Origin of the sequence: Rhodobacter sp. JA431 (assembly GCF_900217725.1) — a bacterium.
Taxonomy (GTDB): domain Bacteria; phylum Pseudomonadota; class Alphaproteobacteria; order Rhodobacterales; family Rhodobacteraceae; genus Rhodobacter; species Rhodobacter aestuarii.
In genome coordinates this window covers 536264-553801 of the sequence record NZ_OBMP01000002.1, presented here as the reverse complement: position 1 = coordinate 553801, position 17538 = coordinate 536264, and the positions used below count along the sequence as shown (strand labels likewise).

Sequence of the window (17538 nt, the reverse complement as noted above, 5' to 3'; positions counted from 1 at the left end):
CGCTGAATGAAACGCATCAAAACAAGCCCCGCCTCGGCCCCCGCGCTAAAGGATGCGAACCTGCGCAGGTTCATGGGCTACAATATGAAGCGCGCCTATCTGACGATTGATGCCGGGCTGCGCCCTGTGCTGGAGGGGCTTGGCCTGCGACCGGCCACCTTTTCGGCCTTGGCGGTGATTGTCGATAACCCGGACATCACCCAGACCATGCTGGGCCAAGCGCTGCATATCGAGCGCTCGGGCGTGGTGCTGATCGTTGATGATCTGGAAGCCGCCGATCTGATCTCCCGCAACAAGGTGGAAGGCGATCGCCGCTCTTACGCTTTGCGACTGACCTTGAAGGGCCGCAAGCTTTGGGCGCGTGCGCGCCAAATGGTCGAAGATCATGACAATCTCATTCTCGCGGGCCTGAGCCCGCAAGAGCGGACTTTGCTCAAAGACCTGCTCAACCGCATCGAGACCGCCCCCCTCGCAGAACCCGGAGAAACGACATGAATATCGTCACTCAGAACTGCACGCTCTCTGACGCCCATCTGCCGCATAGTGTCCGGCTCGAGTACCGCGACGATGGCGCGATGATCTTGCGTTCCGCGCATGCGCTGGACCCGTCGGTGGCCTCAACCGGGGATTGGCTGCACCGCTGGGCCGCCGTGACGCCGGACCGGGTGTTTTTGTCTGAACGCGCGGGCGCGGGATGGCGCGAACTGACCTATGCGCAGGTCTTGGCGCATGTCCGGGCGATTGGTGCGGCGCTCTTGGCGCGTGGGCTTGATGCGAAAACCCCGATCGTGATCCTATCCGGCAATGGCATCGACCACGCGCTGATCGCCTTTGGGGCGCAATATGTAGGCGTGCCGGTCGTGCCGGTGGCCGAGCAATATTCCCTGATCCCCGAGGCCCATTCGCGGCTGAGCTATGTCTTGCGCAAGGTGCGCCCGGCGATGGCCTTTGTGGAAAATGCAAAAACCTTCGCCGCGGCCTTGGCGCTGCCCGATCTGGATGGGGTTGAGATCGTCGCCTCCCAAACCGAAGGCGCGGGGCGGGCCGTCACGCCCTTTGCCGATCTGCTGTCGGCGGAGCCGGATATTGGCCTTGATATCGCCCATTCAAAGGTTGGACCGGAGACGGTGGCCAAGATCCTTTTTACCTCGGGCTCATCTTCCGATCCGAAGGGGGTTTTGACCACACAGCGGATGATGTGCGCCAATCAGGCCCAGATTGCCTCGGTCTTGCCGTTCTTGAAGGCCCGCCCGCCGCGCATTCTGGATTGGCTGCCTTGGAACCATGTTTTTGGCGGATCGCACAATCTCAACATGATGCTGGCCAATGGCGGCACGCTTTGCATTGATCACGGCAAACCCACCTCTGCTGGCTTGCCGACCACGCTCGCCAATATCCGCGAGCGGATGGGCACGATGTCCTTCAATGTGCCGGTTGGCTATTCCATGCTGGTGCATGAGATGGAGCAAGACAAAGCCCTGCGTGAGGCGTTTTTCCAAGACCTCGATCTGATTTTCTACGCGGGCGCGTCGTTGCGGCAAGAAGTTTGGACCCGGTTGGAAGACTTCGCACGCGAGGTGAGCGGGCGTGTGCCGTTGATGATTTCAAGCTGGGGCCTGACCGAAACCGCCCCCGCTTGCGTCATGCTGCATGAGCCGGTCACGCGCTCGGGCCTGATTGGTGTGCCCTTGCCGGGGGTCGAGGTGAAGCTCTTGCCCGACCCGGATCTGCGCTGCGAAATTCGGGTGCGGGGCCCCAATATCATGCCCGGCTATTTCGAAGATGCCGAACGCTCTGCCGCCGCTTTCGATGATGAAGGGTTCTTTGTCACCGGCGATGCGGTGCGCTTTGTCGATCCACAGCACCCTGAGCGCGGGCTCGTCTTCGATGGACGCGTGTCAGAAGATTTCAAACTGACCACTGGCACGTGGGTGCAAGCGGGACGGCTGCGGATGGAGGCACTCGAACAGTTGCGCGACCTTGTGCAGGATGTCGTGATTTGCGGCCATGACCGGGGTGAGATCGGGCTCTTTATCTTCCCCAAGCCCGATCATGTTCATGGCGACAACACCTCGGAAGGGGCGGTCATTGACCCGGTTTTGCAAATCGAGATCGAGGCCGTGATGCGCGAAATGGCCCGAAAGGCGACGGGGTCGGCCAAGCGCATTTCACGCGCCCTGATCTTGGCCGAGCCGCCCTCTCTCAAGGATGGTGAGGTGACCGACAAGGGCTCGCTTAATGTGCGCAAGATCATCACCCGCCGCGCCGATCTGCTGGAGCGGCTTTATGACAACGAAGATCCCGGTCTGATCCGGGTGTGAGGCTGACATGCTCGATTTTACCAATATCCGCGCGATCGACTTTCATACCCATGCCGAAGAGCCCTGTGGCTGCCACGATGATGATGGCTATGACGATCTGCAATCTTCGATGGCGCAATACTTTGGTGCGCCTTGGAACCACCCGCCCACAATCCCGCAAACCGCCGCGCATTATCGTGCGCAAAACATCGCTGCGGTGATCTTCCCCGTCGATGCCGAACGCGAGACCGGCTATCGGCGATATCGCAATGAAGAGGTGGCCGAACTGGCGGCAGAGCATTCTGACGTGCTGATCCCCTTTGCCTCGATTGACCCGCATAAGGGCAAGCTTGGGGCGCGCGAAGCCCGTCGGCTGGTGGAAGAGTTCGGCGTGCAGGGTTTCAAATTCCATCCAACGATGCAGGGCTTCTTTCCCAATGATCGCTTGGCCTATCCGCTTTACGAGGCGATTGCCGAAACCGGCAAGCCCGCGCTGTTCCATACCGGGCAGACCGGCGTTGGCTCTGGGATGCGCGGCGGCAACGGGATGCGGCTGAAATATTCCAACCCGATGTATATCGACGATGTGGCGGTCGATTTCCCAGATATGCCGATCATCTTGGCGCATCCCTCTTTCCCGTGGCAGGAAGAGGCGCTTTCGGTGGCAACCCATAAGCCCAATGTTTGGATTGATCTTTCCGGTTGGTCGCCGAAGTATTTCCCCGAAATCCTTGTGCGGTATGCCAATACGCTTTTGAAGGATCGGATGCTTTTTGGCTCTGACTGGCCGATGATCGCGCCCGAAAAATGGCTTGATGCTTTTGAAAAGGCGGGCTTTCGCGATGATGTCCGGCCCCGCATCCTCAAGGATAATGCGCTCAAACTGCTGGGGGCCGCGCCATGACCTCGTTTTCAGCTCCGGTGGAAGATATTCTTTTCGCGCTAGAGGTGGCGGGCGCGCTGCAATTGCCCGAGTGGGATGGCGATCTTGCGCAAGCTGTGCTCGATCATTTCGCCGCTTTTGCGCAAGGCGAGATCGCGCCGCTCGATGCGCTCGGCGATGCGCAAGGGTGCCGCCTGGAGGCGGGGCAGGTGCGCATGCCCGATGGCTTTGGCCATGTCTACGCCAATTACGTGGACCAAGGCTGGCACGCTCTGTCTTTGCCAGAGGCGCTGGGCGGGCAGGCGGCGCCCGCGCCCCTCAGCGGCGCTGTGTCAGAGATTTTTGCGGGGGCCTGTCATGCGCTCGAAATGGTGACGGGCCTTGTGCCGGGGGCCGCGCGCGTGTTGCTGCGTTTCGGATCAGAGGCGCAGCAGGCCAAGCATCTGCCCGATCTCGCTTCAGGTGCAGCGCTGGCGACGATGTGCCTGACCGAACCCGGCGCGGGATCAGACCTTTCGACCATCCGCACCCGCGCCAAGCGCGAGGGGGAGGGCTGGCGGATCACTGGGGAGAAGATTTTCATCTCGGGCGGGGGGCAGGATATGTCTGAGAGCATCCTGCATCTGATTTTGGCCCGTACCGGTTCAGTCGAGGCGGGGGTGAAGGGATTATCGCTGTTTCTTGCGCGCTCTGGCGGGGCCTTTGGGGCGAATGGGATCGCGGTGGCCCGGCTTGAGGAAAAGCTTGGCCTGCATGCCTCTCCGACCTGCCATATGGTGTTTGACAACACGGCGGCGGAATTGATCGGGGAAGAGGGGGCGGGTCTTACCGCTATGTTCACGCTGATGAACCATGCTCGGTTGGACGTGGCCTTGCAGGGCGTGGCCCATGCGGCGCGGGCGCATCGGATCGCCTTGGCACATGCGTTGGAACGCCAGCAGGGCCGCTGCCCCGATGGCAGCCCCGCGCGGCTGGTAGATCATGCCGATGTGCGCCGCATGTTGGATCGACAACGGGCGCTTGAACTGTCTAGCCGGGCCATGTGCCAGTTGGCGCTGGTCGAAATGGCGCGTGGCACCCGGCCCGAATTGCTTGAGTTCTTGACGCCGCTTGTCAAAATTGCCGCGACCGAGGCTGGAATCGAGGCGGCCGATCTCGGCATCCAGATCCTCGGAGGCTATGGCTATTTGACCGAATATCGCGTGTCGCAAACGTGGCGTGATGCCCGGATCACCTCGATCTACGAGGGCGCGAATGGCGTGCATGCCGGTGCCTTGGCGGGACGATTGTTGCGATGGAAGGGTGGGGCTGCGGCCACCGCTTTCGCAGAACTTGTGTGTGACTTGGCGCCAGAGGTCCCGGAGGTCATGCAAAAGCTCGCGCAGTGGCGAGAGATGCGCTCCGAACTGCTGATTGCGTCAGATCCCGGGGCACAGGCGTGGGAATTTGCCCAGTTCTCCGCGCGGCTGCTCCAAACAGCCTTGTGGCATCGCATGGCGATGATGGCCGATCACGCTCACGATCCTGCGGAAATCCGCCGTCTGGCGGCGCAGCATCTGCCCACGTCTTCAAAAGGCGGGCGAGGTGTCGCGGTGGAACGTGCCCCGGAAACGGTCATGCTTTCCTGCCCCCATGCGACACGGGCGGTTTGGCCTGTGATCCTTTGACAAAACCGCGACGGTGCCGATTTTACGAGGCGTCGTCGCGGTGGATTGCTTTGGTTAAAAGCGCGTTCAGTTGCGCGCGCTCCGCCGCATCAAGATTGTCGAGCATCTGATCTTGTGCCCGCCGCACTGCGGGCCAAACCGTGCGCAAAAGCGCCGCCCCGCGTTCGGTGAGCTGTAGGTTGCGGGCGCGTCGGTCGGTTTTTGACACGCTGCGTTCAACCAGCCCGCGCGCTTCGAGCCGCGCAACCACGCCGCCGATCGTCACCCTGTCATAGGCAATTGCGGCCGCCAAGGTGGCCTGCTCGATCCCGGGTTTGCGCTCAAGCGTAGCCAGCGCCGCAAATTGCACCGGTGTCAGGTCGAACCCCGCTGCCTGCGTCTCTGCCGTAAAGGTCGCCACCGCCTGCTGTTGCATGCGGCGGATCAGGTGGCCGGGCAGGGTTTTGATCGTTTCCATCTTTTCCTTTTACGGCATGGGGTTGTGCGGCTCAAGCAAAGGCTGATGCGAGACAAATACGATGACTAAGATTCATCATTATTGACACGTATACTTATAATTAGCACACTTACAAATATCGAATCGTCTTGGTTTAGGGAGGACCGACGATGCAAAACGCCATGCAGCCGGCGGAAAGTCCGGCGCTGCGTCAGCTTTATTCTGATTTCAAAACACAGCATCTGAACCCGCTTTGGACCCAGCTTGGGGATCTGATGCCGCGCCATCCACGCCCAAAAGCGCAGGCCCATCTGTGGAAATGGGCCGATCTTTATCCGCTCGCACAGGCTTCGGGAGAGCTTGTGCCGGTGGGCCGGGGCGGGGAGCGGCGCGCCATTGGGCTCGCCAATCCGGGGCTGGGCGGGGAAGCGTATATTTCGCCAACCCTCTGGTGCGCGATTCAATATCTTGGCCCGAAAGAGACCGCGCCGGAACATCGCCATTCGCAAAATGCGTTCCGCTTCGTGGTGGAGGGCGAGGGGGTCTGGACGGTGGTCAATGGTGATCCGGTGCGGATGTCGCGCGGCGATTTTCTGCTCACTCCGGGGTGGAACTTCCACGGCCATCACAATGAGACCGATCAGCCGATGGCTTGGATCGACGGGCTCGATATTCCGTTTTCATTCCAAAATGATGTGGGGTTCTTTGAATTTGGCTCGGATCGGGTGACCGATTACGCCACGCCGCAATATTCACGGGGCGAGCGGCTTTGGTGTCATCCGGGGCTGCGCCCGCTTTCGCAGCTTGCCAATACGGTCTCGTCGCCGATTGGGGCCTACCGTTGGGACTATACCGATGCCGCGCTGAGCCAGCAGTTGCTTTTGGAAGAAGAGGGGCATCCGGCGACGGTGGAGCAAGGCCATGCAGCGGTGCGATATGTGAACCCGACCACCGGCGGCGATGTGATGCCAACGATCCGGGCCGAGTTCCATCGCCTGCGTCCGGGCATCGAAACGCCGACCCGGCGCGATGTGGGCTCGACGGTGTTCCAAGTCTTTGAAGGGCGTGGTGCCGTGGTTATGGGCGGGGTAACGCATCAACTTGAAAAGGGCGATATTTTCGTGATCCCGTCTTGGATCGCATGGTCGCTTCAGGCCGAGACGATGCTGGATCTCTTTCGCTTCTCGGATGCGCCGATCATGGAGCGGTTGAATTTTGACCGCAGCTTGATCGAAGAAACGCCTTGATCATGGCGGGCGATTTGGACATGGCCCGCGCCGCGTTGATCGCGCGGTAAGGGACAGGTGCGCGTTATCAGGCGGCCACGGCTCCCGCGCGGGCCTTGGAACTGGCCCGGTTTGGCACGGCCTATTTCGCGCGGCGGCTCAATGCGCTCGAAGATCGGGCATTGGGGCAAGCCTCAGCGCGCGCGGGGTGGAGCCGGGCGCGGGTGGTGGCTTCGGTGGCGCTACAGGCGCGCGAGATTGCGCAACTGGTTGAGGCCGCCAGCGGGCAGAGACCCGAGGATTGGGCCGAGACCGATCTCGCCGCGCTGGAACTGGCCGAGACCTTGCCGCCGCGCGCTCTGCGCCATCTCTTTGCCCATGCTGCGGTGCATCTGGAAGTGGTGTGGCGCGATCTGCCTGCGGATGCTTGGGCCGAAACGGTCCAGCTTTCCACCGGGGCGGTCGGGATCGCGCAGACACCTAAATTGCGCGCCGAGGTGCTTTGGCTTGGCGCGCTTGATCTCGCCAATGGCGCAAGGCTGCGCGACCTGCCCAAGGATCTTCAGGCCCAAGGCCTGCCCGAGCATTGAAAGGATACCACGATGACCAACCTGTTCCCGTCTCCCGAATGGCCCACTGTGCCGGTTTTGGGTGAAGGCGCCGCCTATCCGGTGCATCGGATCTTTTGTGTGGGGCGCAATTATGCCGCCCATGCCGCCGAGATGGGCGTGGCGGTGGACCGCGAGGCCCCATTTTACTTCACCAAATCCGCGCTCACCACCACGGCTTCGGGGGCCACCATCCCCTATCCGCCGGGGACCGAGAATTTTCATTATGAAATGGAACTGGTGATTGCCATCGGAGCGCCCCTTTTCAAAGGTGACAAAGCCGCCGCAGCGGGGGCGATTTATGGCTATGCCTGCGGGCTCGATATGACGCGGCGCGATTTGCAGCTTGAGGCAAGGGCGAAACAGCGGCCATGGGATTTGGGCAAAGATGTCGAACAATCGGCCGTTTTCGCCCCAATCACAAAGGCCGCCGCCGTCGGGCCGATTGGTGGCCAACGGATTCATCTCTCCGTCAATGACGAAATCCGGCAAGATGCGAAGCTCGACGATCTGATCTGGAAGGTCGAAGAGATCGTCTCCCATTTGTCCCACTACTATCACCTTGCGCCGGGCGATTTGATTATGACCGGCACACCCGCAGGCGTGGGTGCCGTGGTCGCGGGCGATGTGATCAAGGGCGGTATTGACGGGCTTACCCCCGTGGAACTGGTGATCGGAGCGGCAACATGATCAAGGTTCACGGCTATTTCCGCTCATCAAGCGCCTATCGGTTGCGGATCGCCTTGAACCTGAAGGGCGTGGAAACGGACTTCACTTCGGTGCATCTGCGCAAAGACGGCGGGCAACAGAAAACCCCGGCGTTTCGGGCGCTGAACCCACAGGCTTTGGTGCCGGTGGTGCAAGAGGGGGATTTCCGGCTGACGCAATCGCTCGCCATCATCGAATGGCTTGATGAAACGCAGCCCGGCCCCAAGCTTATGCCCGAGGACCCGAACCTGCGCGCACAGGTCCGTGCCTTTGCTCAGGTGATCGCTTGCGATGTGCATCCGCTACAAAATCTGCGCGTGCTGGACTATCTCAAAGCCAATTTTGAGGCCGATCAGGCCGCGCTCGATGCTTGGTGTGGGCGTTGGATTCGCGATGGATTGGCCGCATGTGAGGCGCTTTTAGAGCAAGGCCCCGAGCACCCGTTTTGCTTTGGCGATCACCCGAGCCTTGCCGATATCTGCCTTGTGCCACAGGTCTTTTCTGCGGCGCGCTTTGGTGTCGATATCGCCGATTTGCAGCGCATCAACCGTATTTCCAGCGCCTGCGAAGCGCTGCCGGCCTTTGCACAGGCCCATCCAAAAAATCAGCCGGACCGAGAGGATTAGGGAGAGCCCCTCGCTCCGCAGGCCGTCATACAGGGAGGAGAGCTATGACATTTGCCAAAGTAAGCCGCGCCACAATTTTGGCCGCGTTGATGAGCACGGTCGCGCTTGGCGCGCAGGCGCGTGAATTGCGCATGGGGGTGATCACGCCGCCAAGCCATGTCTGGACCAAGGTAGCCAATCGCATTGCGGAAAAACTGCCCGAAGCGACCGAGGGAGGTCTGACGCTCGCTGTCTTTCCGGCCGGGCAGCTTGGCTCGGAACAGGAGATGTTTCAGCAAATGTCAGCGGGGCTTTTGGATGCCGGTCTGATGACCGCCGCCATCACGAGCCTGCGCGCCCCGTCGATGCAGGGCTGGTTCACACCCTATCTTTTTGCCGATGTGGGCGAAGCGGTGCAGGCGTCAAGCCTGCCCGCCGCGCAAGCCATGCTTGATGAGCTTCAAGCCGCGAACCTGCATGGCATGGGCTATACGTTTGCCGGGATGCGCCAAATCCTGATGAAGGACGCCGCAGCCCAGTCAGTTGCGGATCTGAGCGGCCAGAAAATTCGCATCGTGCCCTTTCCGGCGATGAAAGTTTGGTGGGGGGCAATTGATGCGGTGCCGACACCTGTGAACCTGACCGAAGTCTATCAAGCCTTGCAAACTGGGCTGTTGGATGGGATCGACATCGACCTTGATGCGCTCGTCGGGCTGAAATTTGACGAGGTGGCAAAGGGGCTGACGGTCACCAATCACATGGCCTTTCCCTCGGTGATGATGGTCTCAAACCCGACTTGGATGAGCCTCTCGTCCGAAGAGCAGGCGGCTTTCACCGCAGTGGTGGACGAAGCGCTTGCTTGGGGCGCGGATCAGCAGGTGGAGGCCGAAAAGGCCAATTTGGCGGCGCTCGAAGGCAAGCTTGAGATCGTGCATTTGGCCGACGGTGCCGCGGTTTTTGCCGCAGCCAATGACGCCGTGGCGCAAAGCTTCGCGCAATATCCGCTGATCGCGCAGTTTCAGGCCGAAGTTACCGCGGAGCAAGGCAAGTGAGCCTCTTTGGCACGCTTTCTGACGTGCTGGTCCAGTTAGAACGCTGGGCCAGCCGCGGGCTTGTGGTGCTGTTCGTGGGGCTTATCGCCGTGAATGTGGCGATGCGCTATCTCGCGGGGCGGCCCCTTGTCTTTGCCGAAGAATTGGCGGCGATTTTGCTTGTTTGGCTGACCCTTGTCGCGGTGTCGATTTCGATCCGCGACAAGGCCCAGATTGGCGTCACGCTTTTGCTCAATATGCTGCCGCGTCGGGTGCAAATGTGGGTCGATCTGCAGATCTGGGCGCTGATCGCGATCATGCTGGCGCTGTTGCTGCAAGCGGGGCTTGGCTGGGTCACCTCGCCCTCGGTGGGGTTTGAGCAGGTGATCACCACAGGCTGGGCGAAGGCTCCGTTCTTTTGGATCTTTCCGATCTTCTGCCTGACGGCGCTGGTGCATGTTTTGGCGCATCTGAGCACGGCAGTCGCGGCCTTGCGGGGGGCATCCGCATGACCGGGGCTGTTTTTCTGGCACTGATGCTGACCGGAATGCCCATCGCTTTCGTGCTGATTGGCGCGACGCTGGCCTTTGTGGCCTTGACAGGTAACACACCGATCTTGAACGCGATCCCGCAGATCGCCTTTGGCTCGGTGGAAAATTTCGATCTGCTCGCGATCCCGCTTTTCGTTTTGTTGGGCGAGATCATGAATGAAAGTGGCCTGACCCGGCGGATTATCTTGGCGGTGCGGGTCTGGCTGACGCGCTTGCCGCATAACCTTGTGATCGTGAACCTGATCTCCAACCTTGCGCTGGCGGCAATCATGGGCTCGGCGACGGCACAGATGGCGGTGATGAGCCGCGTCGTGGTGCCGGAAATGGAGCGTGATGGCTATGATCGCGGCTATGCGGCGGCGCTCACGGCCTCGGCCGGGCTTTTGGGGCCGATCATCCCGCCCTCAATGGTGTTCATCATCTATGGGGTGATCGCGCAGGTTTCGATTGCCGATATGTTCACCGCGGGGATCGTGCCGGGGATCACCCTTTTCGTTCTGATGATCGGCATCGCGTTGTGGCAGGCGGGGCGCAACCATGTGCCGCCGCCCGCAGAGGCGGGGCAGGTGCCTGTGTCTCGCTGGAAGGCCACCTTGCCGGGGCTCGTAACGATGCTGATCCCGCTCAGCATTGTGGGCGGCATCACCGCTGGCGTCTTTACCCCCACAGAAAGTGCGGCAGCGGCAATTGTTTTGGCGCTGATCTTTGGTGCGCTCGTGTTTCGGGAATTGCCGCTGCGCGCGATCCCGAAAATTCTTGATCGCACCGTGTCCAACTCGGCCATCGTGCTGTTTTTGATCATGACCGCCAAGGTCTTTGGCTGGGTTCTGACCTATAATCAGGTGCCCCAAGCGGTGGCGGCCTTCATCACGGGGCTGTCCGATGATCCGACGATCTTCATGCTGTTGATCATGCTGGCGCTGACCGCTGTCGGGATGTTCCTCGACGGGATCGCGGCGCTGATCATCCTCACGCCCATCCTTTTGCCGGTTGCCGTTGGCCAATATGGGATCGACCCGATCCAGTTTGGCGTGATGATCTCGCTCACCTTGGTGCTGGGGCTGCTGACCCCGCCTGTCGGTACGGGGCTTTATATCGCGGCCGCGCTTTCCAAGGTCACGATCATGCGGCTTTCACGCTTGGTGCTGCCCTATGTCGGCGCGGCGGTCTTTGTGATCCTTGCCACGATCTTTTTGCCTTGGATGGTCCACCCGTTTTAAGGCGGGCCATCCTCACACCACCCATCCCATCATCATCAGGGCCCGACCCCGTCGTGGCCACAGGAGGAGACTTGCCATGACCAAAGACCTTCCCATTTTGATCGCCGGGGGCGGCATTGGCGGTTTGGCCGCCGCCATTGGCCTTGCGCAAAAGGGCATTGCCACGCTGGTGCTGGAAAAAGCGCATCAGCTTGGCGAAATTGGTGCGGGCATTCAGCTTGGCCCAAATGCCTTTCACGCGTTTGATTATCTGGGCGTGGGCGATGCCGCCCGGTCGCTTGCCGTCTATATTGATAATCTGCGGCTGATGGATGCAATCTCGGGCAGTGAGATCACCCGCATCCCGCTTGATGAAGCGTTTCGCACCCGCTTTCGCAACCCCTATGCGGTGATCCACCGGGGCGATCTGCACGCCGCCTTTCTGCACGCTTGCGAGGCGCATCCGCTGGTGAATTTGCGCACCTCGGCCGAGGTGGTGGATTACGACCAAGATACCACAAGCGTCACGGCAACGCTGGCCTCAGGCGAACGGCTGCGCGGTGCGGCACTGATCGGGGCAGATGGGCTTTGGTCCAAGGTGCGCCAAAAGCTGGTGGGCGATGGCGCGCCGCGCGTTTCGGGCCACACCACCTATCGCTCGGTGATCCCCACCGATGACATGCCCGAAGATCTGCGCTGGAACGCGGCGACGCTCTGGGCCGGCCCAAAGTGCCATATCGTGCACTATCCGCTCAAGGGCTGGAAGATGTTCAACCTTGTCGTCACCTATCACAATGATGCGCCAAGCCCCGAGGCCGCCGTGCCAGTGGACCATGACGAGGTACGCACTGGTTTTGCCCATGTCGCGCCCGTGGCACGCCAGATCATCGACCGCGGCCAGAATTGGAAGCGCTGGGTGCTGTGCGACCGTGACCCGGTGACAAACTGGATCGACGGGCGGGTGGTGCTTTTGGGCGATGCGGCGCATCCGATGCTGCAATATTTCGCGCAAGGGGCCTGTATGGCGATGGAAGATGCTGTCGCGCTGGCGCACTGCCTAGATCATCACGCCGGGTTGGATGCGGCTTTTGCCGAATATCAACGCCTGCGCGCCTTGCGCACCGCACGGGTGCAACTCCAGTCGCGCGAAATTGGCCAGCATGTCTACCACCCCGCGGGAGCCCACGCGGCGCTGCGCAACGCAGTTATGAGTTCGAAAACTCCTGAAAACTGGTATGACATCGTCGATTGGCTCTATGGCTCAACCGGGCTTGAAGGCGCGGTTTCCGCCGAAAGTCACGCCGCTTGAGCCGATGAAATCGGCCTGTCTCGACAGTAGCCCGTCTCGACAGTGGATTGAGAACAGGATTCACCCTGGCTGTGGTGAGAGCCAGGGTGATGATGCGCCTTACTGTTTGAGGCATAACCGCTCATTCTGTGTTCTTTGTTGTTCTCAAGGGGCTTCGCGCGTAGGTTGAATGCCGTTGGTGTTGCTAAAAACCGTGCACCACAGACTTTCCCTGCTTTGCCGCAGCTATCGCGGTCGTGCTGGAAGATTTTCCAATGACCTCAAGCATAAGGGCGCGAATGATGAGCGTTGATTTCATGGATCAAAAAGAGGCCGCCTTGGCGCTGGCCGAAACCGTGCGTGTCGACTTGGTCGGGGCGCTGACGGAAACGGCCTTGGCCCGTTTTGCGGATTTCGACCTAAGTGATGATGCAGCAAAAGCTGCGGCACAAGCCATGGCGAGTGCCGAGCTTTCGCTGGCACTGGGGGGCGGCGTTGCCGAGGCGCTTGTGGCGCCTGAGGATTTGGGGGCCGCTGAGGCTTGGAATGCTGAAATCGGGGCACAAATTGCCGCCTATGCCGCCGAGGAAGGCTTGGGTGAGGTCGCGCTTGAGAGTTTGGTGGTCGACGCGCTGGAAACCGGGCTGTTGGCGATTGGGAATGTGCCTGAGGGCGATGTTCCGCTTTGGGCGGGGCCAAGCGAAACCTGGCAAAATCTCGCCCGCCCGGTGGGCGACACAGACCCGCCCGGCGGCACTGGGATCAAGCCGGTATATGACGAGGCCGCCCACCCGGTGATTGGCGACACCAGCCTCGTTCTTGATGCGATGGCCGAGGATTTCTTCGTCTTTTTCGAAACCAGTCTGGCCGAAAGCGGGGGTGAGAGCGACTTTGTGGACTTTGAAGGGCTTAGGTCCGTCGCGGATCATTGGGCGCAAACCGTCTGGGTCGCTTGCGCGGAAGAGGGCGCGATTTCGGAAACCTTCTGGGCGGATTTGATTGAGCCGTTCTCAAGCGTCGTTTCCGGGGCACTTGAGGGGTAGTGTGCGGTCGAAAGTTGGTCTGGCGCCGCCGGCGACGAACAGTCTTCACTGCCTCGGTGCGTGTTCAGCACGCGGCTTTTGGGACCGCATCGCCGGAGGTTTCCAGGTCGATATTGAGGACATCGCGGATCGCGGTCACCGCATCGACCGCGTTTTCGCGCATGTAAAGCTCCACCTCATAGAGCTTGGTATCGACAAGATACCGATACCAAAACCCCTGAAGCACGTGGAACGCGGTCCCGGCGCGACCATCAAGGAACCCAAACCGCAGCACGTAGCGGTGCAAGAAATAGGCGAAGGCTCGCAACCCGCCCGGCAGTTGCGCATAAATATGCTCTTTGAACCAGCGTTTTAGCCCCGCCTGCTGACGCCCGCGTAGGTCTGCCATGGTTTCATGCGGCATGAAGTGGTATTTGAGGTTGAGCAGATCGACAACCTCGCGCCCGGCATAGGCGTTGTGTTTCTCGGTCCACCAGGTGAGTGAATTGCGGTTGTCGTCGATAATCTCGCCGCTGAAATTCGCTGTCTCTCCTTCGACGAGAATGTGCTCATCCATCCAGCGGTTCTCGCAGCGCCCCTTGCCGCGCCGAAACAGCCGCAACAGATGGACGGGGAACACGCCACCCCAGCGGATCGGCTGACCCATGAAATTCATTCGCCGCGCGACATAGACACCATTGACCGTGCTTTCGAGATTGGGAAGGTGTTGCGCGATTTGTGTCGCAAGGGGGGCGGTTACGAATTCATCGGCATCGAGCCGCATGATCCAATCCGTCTCCGGGGGCACATGGTCGATGGCCCAGTTCATCTGCGTCGCGTAATTGAGCCAAGGATTGGTCAAAACCTCCGCGCCTTTTGCCTGCGCAAGTGCAACCGTGCCATCGGTCGAACCGCAATCCACCACAAGGACGTGCTGCGCGATATCGGCTACCGAGGCAATGCAGCGTTCAATATGGCGCGCTTCATTCTTGGTCAGGATCACCACGGTTAGCCGCATGTCGCTGCCTCCTTCTTTGGGGAGCCCAAGAGGCGCCGGATGAGAAGGGGCACCCGACGGTCTGCGATATCCGAAATGAACTGTGCGGCGACATCCCCCGCAGCCAGCGTGCGGATCACATCCACTAGGATGCGCAGTTCCGGCGATAGGGACCGAGACAGCACAATCTGCGCGATGGCGTTTGTGGTTTGGGGCATCTAGACCGCTCCGCTCAAGGGACCGAGGGCTGCGTTCGGATCACGCGGGCCGGATTGCCCACAACGATCGTTCGGGGGGCGACATCGCGCATCGCCACGGCGCGTGCGCCGACGATAGCTCCAGCGCCGATGGTGACACCGGGGCCAACAAAAGCATCCGCGGCAATCCACGCATCTTGCTCAATCTTGATCGGCGGGCGGATCAATGGGCGGTCCGGTTTGGAAATGTCATGGCTGCCAGCGCAAAGATGGGCGCCTTGTGAAACGGTTGCGCGGGGGCCAATATAGATCGCTCCAAGCGCGTAAAGGATGGCGCGGTCCCCGATGGCGGCTGTTTCGCCAATCTCAATGTTCCAAGGCATGGTGATCCGCACAGTCGGGTAGATATGTACGCCTTCAGCGATCTTTGCGCCAAACAAGCGCAATATCATGCGCCGCCAGCCCCATAACGGGCGGGGCAGGAGGCAGGCGAGGGGCCAAACAACGGCCCAAAGCACGCGGGCGAGTTGGGCTCTTCGGCTCCATTTCCGGCTTTTTCGGTTGCCTGCGATGTCAAGCTTGGGGACGTTATCTATTCCGGTCATGATGTGTACCCCCAGCGTGCCAAGCTTTCTGCGCGATCATGTCGGACCTCGCACGGAAGCATAAAAACCGACCATATCTTGTGCGATGTGGTCCCAGCCAAAGGCGCTTCGTGCCCAGTCTCGGCCTGATTTTCCCATTTGGGCCAGTTGCTTTTCCGGCAACGAAAGCGCGGCGTGTAATGCCTCGGCCAGCGCATCTGGCGTCGGATCGACCCACCAACCACAGCCCCGTTGGGGAAGCTCTGCCCAAGGCGCCCCGGTGCTGGCCAGAACTGGGGTGGCACAAAGCAGCGCTTCGGGGACGGTGAGCGCGAAATTCTCCGTGAGAGAGGGCAGGGCGAAGAGCCTTGCATCAGCAATCGCCAGATCGCGCGCTTCGCCATATTTGGCGGTGCCGATTGATGCGCGTTGAAGCTTTAGGTCCTCAATCAGTTTGCGTAGAAACTTGCCATAACCGTCTGGGTCTGGTCCGGCGATCTCAAGCTGCCACCCCGGAAAGTGAGCCTCGACCTGGGCCCAAGCCTGCAGCAGCCGATCATACCCTTTCACGGGATGCAGCCGCCCGATTGCGATGACTTTATGGGCACGCGTCGCGAGATCAGGTAGCGTCACGCTTGTGTCTTCAACACCATTCGGCACCACGGCCACCGACACGTCTCCGCAAAAGGTGCGGATGTCTCTGGCCTCGGCTGCGGAGGTTGCGTGATAGCCCGCTGCATTTGCAAAGCACCGATCTTGATAGAGTGCCCGCACAACGCGTTTGCGTCGCTTGGAGTAGCTCAAAGCGGCCGGGGCCAGCATGCCATGCGGTGAGATCACAAGTGGCCGCTTTGTGCGTTCAGCCCAAGTGGCCGCAATGGCAGAAGAATACATCCATATGCCGTGCAAATGCAGCAGATCCGGTGCGAAGTTCATGAGCGCTTTGCCCAAGGCGGGGGTGAAGCCGAAATTACTGGGGCCATAGCACTCAAAAACTTCGGCAGGGGCGCCCTTCCAATGCGTCGCATCCGTCGCCCAGGTCGCATCGCTGATGCCAAATACCTTCACCTCATTGCCCTGTCGCGCAATCCCGCCCGACAGGCCTTCTATCACTTGTCGTACACCTGATCCCTGGCGTGACAACTGCCCCGCAAGAAAGGCCACGCGCATCACTTTGCCTCCTGTGCCACGCGGCGATAAATCGCGGCATAGGCCTCGGCGGCGCGTTGTGGGGTGAACCGGGTGACATTCTCGAACCCAGCCTCCACCAAACGCGCGCGCAGGGGGGCATCCGTGATCAGCTGCTCCACAGCGGCCCGGATCGCGGCGCGATCTTCTGGATTCACTGTCAGTGCTGCGTCCCCCGCGACATCTGACATCGGGGAGCGGTTCGATGTGATGACAGGGCGGCCAACCGCCTGTGCCTCAAGGATCGGTAGGCCAAACCCCTCAGACAGGGAGGGGAACACCAAAATATCTGCCTCTGCATAGGCCGCCGCCAGTTCCGCATCGGTTAGGTCATGTCGTGAGATCACCTCGACATACTGCCGCAAGCGCGCAAGCCGATCTTCGGGCAGGCGCCCAATCACCTCCAAGACCACTGGCAATCCCGCAACGGCTTCGGCGACGCGGTCAACGTTCTTATGCGGTGCGGTGCCAATCATCAGCAGGCGCGGTTTCGCGGCGAAGGGCTTCTCGACACGCGGCATGACTTTGGAGAGGGGGTTCTCAATCACTTCAACCTGCGCCGGATCGATTTTGAGCCAGCGCAAAAGCTGCGCCTTTCCCGCTTCGGAAACGGTGGTAATGGCCGCGGCCTTTTGCCCGGGGAGGCGGATCCAAATCAGCCAGAGAATGAAACGCTTCAGCCCACGACTACGGTCAAGAAATTCGCAATCATGGACCGTTAGAACCGTGCGTTTGCGGGGCAAGAGCAGCGTCAAAAAATGTGCATCCCCCGTCATATGAATGACCGCCGCTTTGCGGGTGGTGCGCCATGCGTGAATTATCGCCATAATTCGAGGCAAAACTCCTACGCTTGGGTAGGGAGACATTGCCAAGGTCGGGGAGATGTCCTTGGGCAGATGCGCGACGATCGTATCAAAAACCGCTTCAATCGAGAAGCCGCGCTCCTTCGATGCGCGCATCAACAATGTGACGGGAAGCGGGGAGGTCATAGGAAGCTGCCTTGCATCACGATGTGCATTGCATCGTTCCTTTCTTTGCGGTTTTCACA

At 60.5% G+C, this 17538-nt stretch carries 18 protein-coding genes; 13 read left to right on the top strand and 5 right to left on the bottom strand.

Annotated elements, in window-relative coordinates:
- Positions 1–6 precede the first annotated feature (6 nt).
- The 4 genes from CRO18_RS06355 to CRO18_RS06340 are packed head-to-tail and all read left to right on the top strand — an operon-like array spanning position 7 to position 4850.
- Positions 7–495 carry a MarR family winged helix-turn-helix transcriptional regulator gene (locus CRO18_RS06355; RefSeq protein WP_097081463.1) on the top strand — a complete coding sequence of 163 codons (489 nt, stop codon included), beginning with the start codon at positions 7–9 and terminating at the stop codon, positions 493–495.
- Positions 492–2321, top strand: coding sequence for a feruloyl-CoA synthase (locus CRO18_RS06350; RefSeq protein WP_249275997.1), 1830 nt, complete (start codon positions 492–494; stop codon positions 2319–2321). The genes CRO18_RS06355 and CRO18_RS06350 overlap by 4 nt, the downstream gene beginning before the upstream one ends.
- Positions 2322–2328: 7 nt before the next feature.
- Positions 2329–3204 carry an amidohydrolase family protein gene (locus CRO18_RS06345; RefSeq protein ID WP_097081462.1) on the top strand — a complete coding sequence of 292 codons (876 nt, stop codon included), beginning with the start codon at positions 2329–2331 and terminating at the stop codon, positions 3202–3204.
- On the top strand, positions 3201–4850 hold the full coding sequence (locus tag CRO18_RS06340) for an acyl-CoA dehydrogenase family protein (protein WP_097081461.1): 1650 nt from the start codon (positions 3201–3203) through the stop codon (positions 4848–4850). The genes CRO18_RS06345 and CRO18_RS06340 overlap by 4 nt, the downstream gene beginning before the upstream one ends.
- Before the next feature lie 22 nt (positions 4851–4872).
- Here CRO18_RS06340 and CRO18_RS06335 read toward each other — a convergent pair whose 3' ends face one another.
- Positions 4873–5307 (bottom strand): MarR family winged helix-turn-helix transcriptional regulator, encoded by a 435-nt coding sequence (locus CRO18_RS06335; protein ID WP_097081460.1) that lies wholly within the window; start codon positions 5305–5307, stop codon positions 4873–4875.
- Between the two features lie 149 nt (positions 5308–5456).
- Here CRO18_RS06335 and CRO18_RS06330 point away from each other — a divergent pair, with 149 nt between their 5' ends.
- The 9 genes from CRO18_RS06330 to CRO18_RS06290 all read left to right on the top strand — a co-directional run bounded on the left by CRO18_RS06330 (position 5457) and on the right by CRO18_RS06290 (position 13545).
- Positions 5457–6533: a cupin domain-containing protein gene (locus CRO18_RS06330; RefSeq protein ID WP_212710059.1), complete on the top strand. Its 1077-nt coding sequence runs from the start codon at positions 5457–5459 to the stop codon at positions 6531–6533.
- Between the two features lie 95 nt (positions 6534–6628).
- A complete protein-coding gene (locus tag CRO18_RS06325) occupies positions 6629–7102 on the top strand; it encodes a maleylpyruvate isomerase N-terminal domain-containing protein (protein ID WP_097081459.1) in 474 nt (157 codons plus the stop codon).
- 12 nt (positions 7103–7114) lie between these two features.
- Positions 7115–7810 (top strand): fumarylacetoacetate hydrolase family protein, encoded by a 696-nt coding sequence (locus tag CRO18_RS06320; RefSeq protein WP_097081458.1) that lies wholly within the window; start codon positions 7115–7117, stop codon positions 7808–7810.
- Positions 7807–8454: a maleylacetoacetate isomerase gene (gene maiA / locus CRO18_RS06315; RefSeq protein ID WP_212710058.1), complete on the top strand. Its 648-nt coding sequence runs from the start codon at positions 7807–7809 to the stop codon at positions 8452–8454. The genes CRO18_RS06320 and maiA overlap by 4 nt, the downstream gene beginning before the upstream one ends.
- 44 nt (positions 8455–8498) lie before the next feature.
- Positions 8499–9485: a TRAP transporter substrate-binding protein gene (locus CRO18_RS06310; RefSeq protein ID WP_212710056.1), complete on the top strand. Its 987-nt coding sequence runs from the start codon at positions 8499–8501 to the stop codon at positions 9483–9485.
- Positions 9482–9976, top strand: a complete 495-nt coding sequence (locus CRO18_RS06305; RefSeq protein ID WP_097081457.1) for a TRAP transporter small permease — start codon at positions 9482–9484, stop codon at positions 9974–9976. The genes CRO18_RS06310 and CRO18_RS06305 overlap by 4 nt, the downstream gene beginning before the upstream one ends.
- Positions 9973–11235: a TRAP transporter large permease gene (locus CRO18_RS06300; protein ID WP_097081456.1), complete on the top strand. Its 1263-nt coding sequence runs from the start codon at positions 9973–9975 to the stop codon at positions 11233–11235. Before CRO18_RS06305 ends, CRO18_RS06300 begins: the two co-directional genes overlap by 4 nt.
- A 76-nt stretch (positions 11236–11311) precedes the next feature.
- Positions 11312–12523, top strand: a complete 1212-nt coding sequence (locus CRO18_RS06295) for a 3-hydroxybenzoate 6-monooxygenase (RefSeq protein WP_097081455.1) — start codon at positions 11312–11314, stop codon at positions 12521–12523.
- 281 nt (positions 12524–12804) lie between these two features.
- Positions 12805–13545, top strand: a complete 741-nt coding sequence (locus CRO18_RS06290) for a hypothetical protein (RefSeq protein WP_143128604.1) — start codon at positions 12805–12807, stop codon at positions 13543–13545.
- Between the two features lie 64 nt (positions 13546–13609).
- Here the strand turns inward: CRO18_RS06290 and CRO18_RS06285 are convergent, their stop codons facing one another.
- From CRO18_RS06285 to CRO18_RS06265, 4 genes are all read right to left on the bottom strand, one after another.
- The gene (locus tag CRO18_RS06285) at positions 13610–14542 is read right to left on the bottom strand and encodes a glycosyltransferase family 2 protein (protein WP_097081453.1); all 933 of its coding nucleotides are present in this window, start codon (positions 14540–14542) and stop codon (positions 13610–13612) included.
- Positions 14543–14753: 211 nt separating this feature from the next.
- The gene (locus CRO18_RS06275; protein ID WP_249275996.1) at positions 14754–15170 is read right to left on the bottom strand and encodes an acetyltransferase; all 417 of its coding nucleotides are present in this window, start codon (positions 15168–15170) and stop codon (positions 14754–14756) included.
- 189 nt (positions 15171–15359) lie between these two features.
- Entirely contained in the window at positions 15360–16472 is a 1113-nt protein-coding gene (locus CRO18_RS06270) for a glycosyltransferase (RefSeq protein WP_097081450.1), read from the bottom strand.
- Positions 16472–17449, bottom strand: coding sequence for a glycosyltransferase family 1 protein (locus tag CRO18_RS06265; RefSeq protein ID WP_170952571.1), 978 nt, complete (start codon positions 17447–17449; stop codon positions 16472–16474). The genes CRO18_RS06270 and CRO18_RS06265 overlap by 1 nt, the downstream gene beginning before the upstream one ends.
- Positions 17450–17538: the final 89 nt, after the last annotated feature.